The organism is Hyphomonas sp., assembly GCF_013823385.1.
Classification (GTDB): Bacteria; Pseudomonadota; Alphaproteobacteria; order Caulobacterales; family Hyphomonadaceae; genus Hyphomonas.
Genome location: NZ_PNMA01000071.1, coordinates 1 through 5543 on the forward strand (window position 1 = coordinate 1; position 5543 = coordinate 5543).

At 62.2% G+C, this 5543-nt stretch carries 6 protein-coding genes and 1 pseudogene; 1 reads left to right on the plus strand and 6 read right to left on the minus strand.

Annotation, left to right across the window (positions count from 1 at the left end; genetic code table 11):
* Window positions 1–48 precede the first annotated feature (48 nt).
* Window positions 49–234: a hypothetical protein gene (locus C0456_RS19375; RefSeq protein ID WP_291055890.1), complete on the plus strand. Its 186-nt coding sequence runs from the start codon at window positions 49–51 to the stop codon at window positions 232–234.
* Between the two features lie 92 nt (window positions 235–326).
* Here the strand turns inward: C0456_RS19375 and C0456_RS19380 are convergent, their stop codons facing one another.
* From C0456_RS19380 to C0456_RS19405, 6 genes and pseudogenes are all read right to left on the minus strand, one after another.
* The gene (locus tag C0456_RS19380; protein WP_291055894.1) at window positions 327–683 is read right to left on the minus strand and encodes a hypothetical protein; all 357 of its coding nucleotides are present in this window, start codon (window positions 681–683) and stop codon (window positions 327–329) included.
* Window positions 680–982: a hypothetical protein gene (locus tag C0456_RS19385; RefSeq protein ID WP_291055897.1), complete on the minus strand. Its 303-nt coding sequence runs from the start codon at window positions 980–982 to the stop codon at window positions 680–682. The genes C0456_RS19380 and C0456_RS19385 overlap by 4 nt, the downstream gene beginning before the upstream one ends.
* A 77-nt stretch (window positions 983–1059) precedes the next feature.
* Entirely contained in the window at window positions 1060–2679 is a 1620-nt protein-coding gene (locus C0456_RS19390; RefSeq protein ID WP_291055900.1) for a recombinase family protein, read from the minus strand.
* Between the two features lie 68 nt (window positions 2680–2747).
* Window positions 2748–2996 (minus strand): annotated as a pseudogene (locus tag C0456_RS19395) (radical SAM protein); the annotation flags it as partial.
* Between the two features lie 109 nt (window positions 2997–3105).
* On the minus strand, window positions 3106–3636 hold the full coding sequence (gene moaB / locus C0456_RS19400) for a molybdenum cofactor biosynthesis protein B (RefSeq protein ID WP_367179319.1): 531 nt from the start codon (window positions 3634–3636) through the stop codon (window positions 3106–3108).
* A gap of 15 nt (window positions 3637–3651) precedes the next feature.
* Window positions 3652–5424 (minus strand): lytic transglycosylase domain-containing protein, encoded by a 1773-nt coding sequence (locus C0456_RS19405; RefSeq protein ID WP_291055906.1) that lies wholly within the window; start codon window positions 5422–5424, stop codon window positions 3652–3654.
* Between the last annotated feature and the right edge of the window lie 119 nt (window positions 5425–5543).

The following is a 5543-nucleotide window of genomic DNA, read 5'->3' on the forward strand; positions in this document are numbered from 1 at the left end:
ATCAGGTGATGTCGTTAGTTCGCTTACCAACTAAGCGGAGTAGATGACATGCAGTTTCTCGATCTTGAATTTGTTGCAGACCAGTTCCAGCAGTATGCGGACAGCGACCCCGTTCACTGGAACAGCGAAGAGGGCTGCATTAAGTTTGGTGAGACCCCTGTGTTCTACAAGCGTTTCGACGACCACTTCGAAATTGAGATCGACGGCGTCACGATGGAGATTCCGCGCATCTGAGAGCCCCTGTAAGGGTCAAGAGAAAGGGCGCTAGCAGCTAGCGCCCTTTCCTGTATCTGGCCCTCATTGACGCTCTGTGGGCGTCCTAGCTGCTAGCAGCCTCGGTCGGCTCGGATAACGCGAACCTCGTCCAACAGCACCATGTCTGCTTTGCGCAGCGCATAGTCCTCGGCCTCCTGGCACTGTCCCTTCACGATCAGCTTGAAGGCGTGCTTGCGTCGCCTGTTTGCCCGATCAGCTGCATCAGCTTCGGCCGAAAAGACGTAGGGCGTAACAGGAGCCACAGAGCGTGGCTGCGCAAGGGTCCAATCGGGCTGGACGCCGGTTTGCTGCTGTCGCTGGCTTTCGCAAATCAGATTGCCAGCAGCGTCGGTCCTGCATTTGGTGACAGTTTGGGCCATGAGCGCAGCTGGTGCAGCTAGCAGGGCAAGTCCGATAAAGACCCTCATTGACCCTCCTCCTTCCCAGGAAGGAAGCTGAGTGCGCGGACGATGTATCCGGTGCAGATGAACGCGATGAACATATAGAACAGCGTCCATGAAGCGGTGCTGGCCAGCGCAGCTTGGGCAAGACCCTCTTGGGCCTTTTCCGCATAGTAGCTGGTGACTTCTGAGGCGAGGCTCAAGTCGTTTTGTGCGGCCTTGGCTTGCAGCATACCAAGTCCACCTGCCAAGCCACTACCAACGAGGCAGAGCCAACCCACCACAATGATATTATCGCCGGTAGGGCGTTCAACTGTATTCGACATTTCATTCTCCTTTCGTCTGACGACTCTACGCGATGTAGTCAGCATTCAAAAAGTCAAATGATTTCTGGCGCTTGGTGCTAGCGCCCACCCTTGGCCCTGTTATACTGCGCAACACGATCCTTGCCCACGTTGGCCTCTAGCGTCTGCTGGCTGACAGGAATATCCAGCCCCGCTCGGGCAATTACAGCACCAGTCTTGTCCAACTTGAAGTTCATCCATCCGCCAAACATCACCACCGTGGCTGTTCTATCCCGTGGGTCCATGACGATCATGTCGATCAGCTGGTCCAAATAGGTCTGCATCTGTAGGCGGGCCTCAGGACTGCTTTCCAGTTGGTCGCGGAGGGCTCTTGCAGCCTTGGCCAACTCCTCGCCCGACAGGGTAACAGAGGCCCTCTCAGACCCAGCTCTGCGCTTGAGCAGTTCGCCCTCTTCATCAGCTACCTGACGCCGGAAGCGTTGGTAGGCTTGTTCCTTGATGGGATCATCTTCCAACATCAGACGGTCCGCTAGTTGTTCCAGGCGGTCCTTCTTCCGCTTCAACTCCAACCACTCCTCGCCCAAATCATCGGCGGGTTCACCTTGCGCAGTGTTGGGAAAGGGCAGGGTGCCCAACTCATCCAAGATGCCATCGAGCAGGCTTTGGTATCGGTAGGTGGCGTTGCACTTGCAACCAGCAGCACGGGCAAAGCTCTGGCACACCAGTTGCGGTTGCTGCTTCTTGTGGCCGCGATAGGTCATCCTGCTACCGCACAAGCCATCCTCACCATGGTGGTGGCAGCGCGCCAAGTGGGACAGGACGTTGATGGCTTGACGCCGAGGGCCACCTGTGTTCTTTCGGCTCTCCAACCCCTTCTGAGAATCGTGCCACTGCTTTAGGGTAACGATGGCAGGGTAAAGCTTGACGGGAGGGCCTGCGTCCTCGCGACCACCAGTTGGCGTCCGCGTCTGAGGTTGGTATTCACCTAGCACTCGTCGCCCGCGCAGCAGGTTATTCACCCGCCGTATGTCTAGAGCGCCCTCTGGCCAGCCAATGCGGGCCTGTTCCGGCTTTAGGGCGTCACTGATAGCCCTGAGCCCATAGCCCTTGGCTGACATGTCAAACATCCTGCGGACGAGGTCTGCGCGGTCTTCCCTCACCGCATACTCACCATTCCGCACCTCAATCCAGTCAGGGCAAAGGCGTTGGTCTGCGCCCTTGCTGTCCTTCATCTGACCAGTGGCTTGAGTTTTCCTCCATGCGCTGCGGACCCGCTTGGACTTCTCATGGCTGGAGCCATAGGCTTCAGCTGCGCCTGCGAGAATGACGATGAGGTTGGTCCAGTTGTCGTCAATCTCTTTGGTGTTGTAGATGCGGTTGCTGCTGGTAACGCAGATCGTCACCCCGCATTTGGTCAGGTCCCGAACGAGGGTCAGACTCTCTAGGGGCTTCTCTCTGGACAGTCGGTCCATTGCCTCGACCAGCAGGACCTTGCCCGCCAGTTCGCCGCGCTGCGCCCGCTCCTCGATTTCATACAGCTTGCCACCCTTTGCGCGGTTCTTCGCGTGGTAAGCGGACTTGCCCCTGTCCAGCAGCGTTTCGGTTATGCGCAGTCCTCGCGCCTTGGCAACGTCCTGCGCTAGCTGCGTCTGACGCCTTATGCTGTCGCCCTTGTCCTGGTCTTTGGTCGAAAAGCGTATGTAGAGCAGAGCGTCCATGTGGCCCTCGTTGAGCTGTTTCCTCCCCGCGTATGCAGTCGCAGGGAGCAATGCGCAACCGTGTAGGCATTCTCGCACCCGCGATAGGCGTTGATCGAGCGGTCAAACGGGACGTCGGGCGACTGGTTGAAGGTGAGGATCGACTTCGGCCGCTCCTCGGTCACCGTGGTGCGCAAGCGGACCGGCGGGCCTTCGAGCGATTCGACGTAATCACGCCAGTCACCATCGACCTCGCGCTCCGCCAGCCCGAAGCGGGTGGGGACCTGCCCCGATTGCGCCCCGCGCCCTTTGACCGGAAAATGTTTCACGTGGAACATTTACGGAACAAAGACGCGTTTGCCAAGTCCTGCGATCACTGTGGCTGCTCTGTTTCTACCGGCGCACCAACTGGCAACGACCCGGCGATGACTGCACAACAACCCGCGTTCAAACCTCCCTCAGCCTCGGCATGAGTTCCACGAAATTACAGGGCCGGTTGCGGCTGTCCAATTGCTCGGCGAGGATGCCGTCCCACCCGTCCTTGACCGCCCCGTTCGATCCGGGGAGGGCGAAGATGTAGGTCCCGCGCGCCACCACCGCCATCGCGCGCGACTGGACAGTGCTGGTGCCGATGGTCTTGAAACTGAGCCAGCGGAACAATTCGCCAAAGCCGGGGATCTCGCGTGCGCCCTCGATCAGGCTGAGCGCCTCGGGGGTCACGTCACGGCCGGTGAGGCCGGTGCCGCCGGTGGAGACCACGGCATCGACCGCGGGATCGTCGATCCATGCCTCGAACTGCGCGGCGAGAAGAGCGGCATCGTCCTTGACGATCATCCGGGCTGCGAGATGGTGCCCGGCGCCGATCACGCGGCCCGCGAGGATATCGCCCGAGGTATCGGTTTCGGGCGTGCGCGTGTCAGAAACAGTGAGAACAGCGATATTTATCGGCTTGAAAAGCTTGGTTTCGTCAATCGCCACGCGCCTCTTGCTCCTCTACCGCTCCCGGCTTGCGGAACGGATGGTAGCAGCCTGCGGGAACTCCGGCCAGCGCCCTTGCGCCAGCGCGCGCCGACTGGACGACTGCACGCCGGCGGCACGCTCGTACATCCAGTAATTGCGCATCACGATCGCGACATAGCCGCGCGTTTCCCAATAGGGGATCGATTCCATCCACAGCAGCGGATCGCCCTGATCGTTGATCTCGGAATTCCAGCGCGCAACCGGGGTAAGCCCGGCGTTGTAGGCGGCCATGATCTTGGGGAGCACGCCGCCGGTCGCCGGCGAATCGCGCAGCATTTCAAGATGTCGCTGGCCATAGGCGAGATTGACCTGCGGATCGTTCAGGTCCTCGTAGGAGGCCCCGAGGCTGAGACGGCCCGAATGGTCGCGCGCCGTCCCCGGCATGATCTGCATCAACCCGCGCGCATTGGCGGGGCTGACCGCAGCCGCGCGAAAATTCGATTCCTGCAAGGCATGGGCAAAGGCCAGAGCCGGATCGACCTGCCAGCCGCCCACGGGCTGCCAATAGGCGACCGGGAAGCGCAAGGCGGGATCGCTGCTGGCACCATAAGGCGCGTTGTGCGCCATAAACAACTGGGTCGAGGGCAAGCCAAGCTCGCGCGCCAGCCGGGCGAGCGCACCATACTGATAGGCGGGGCCGATCTTCGCCTCGTAGCGCAGCACTTCATCGGCGAGCGCAGGGCGGCCGATCTCGATCAGCGCGGCAGCAACGCGGACATTGGGGCGCTGCTGGAGCTGGCTCCAGTCCTCGCGGCTGAGCGGCGCAGGCGCGGCGTGCTGGGGCAGTTCGACCCCGAGCTGATCGGCGGCGAGCATCCCGTAAAGCGTCTCGTCCATCTGCGCGGCCGCGCTGAGGTGCGCTTGCGCCTGCTCGGGCTCGCGGCACCGCACCGCCGCGCGGGCCGCCCAATAATGCCCGGCCGCAGCGAGTTCGACATTGGAGGCGCGCTCCGACACGCGCGCGAATGCCTCGCCCGCCAGCTGGCAATAGCCCATGCGCCAGGCCGCAAGGCCCTCTACCCATGCGCCTTCGGGAACCCACTCGCCGCTGCCTTCGACCACGGTGCGCGCGACTTCGAGCGCGGCACTGTCCTGGTTCTCGATATAGTAGCTCCACGCCACGCGCTGGCGCCATTCGGCGCGCGCATCGCTGGACAGCAGCGGATCGATCTCGGCGAGCAGGGCTTGCGCTTCGGCGGGGTTGTCGGCCTTGATCGCGGCGAGGATCGCGCTCGCGCTCGCGGCGGGCATGGTGCCATCGCTCACCGGACGCGGCAGGATGCGCTTGGGGGCATAGGGCTGGCGTGCGAAGCCTTGGCCTGCGGGCAGAATGGGGAGCGCGGTCAACCCGCGCTTGGCGCCCATCTTGGCGAGCTGTTCGGCCTGGGGCAGATCGGTGCCTGCGGCAAACCACCGCGCGATCTGCTCGGCCGAGACCTTGGGGCTCTTGGCATGGGTGTAATACTCGGCGAGCGCGGCCTGGGTCAGCACGCCGCCGGGGAGCTGGGCGACAAGGCTTTCGACCTGCGGCCATTGTTCGGCATCGATCGCGGCGAAGATCTGGCGATAAGTGTTGCGCTCGTCGGAGGAAAGCACCGCGCTCAGCGCACGCTCTTCGGGGGTCGCGCCATTCCAGCGCGCCACCAGATCGCCTGCCTGCGCGGCCGCCGGGGCATGGAAGCCCGCGCTTACCAGCACGATTGCCGCCAGCGCTGCGCCGCCGCGCTTCAGTGTGTGGCCGACCATTCCATCCATCTCCGCCAGAACCGGGCCTTGAGCCGGGGCATGTCCATCAGGGCATCGAGCGCTTCGCTCGACAGAACCGGGACCTTGCCCGAGGTATAGTTGATTTCACGTAAAGGTTG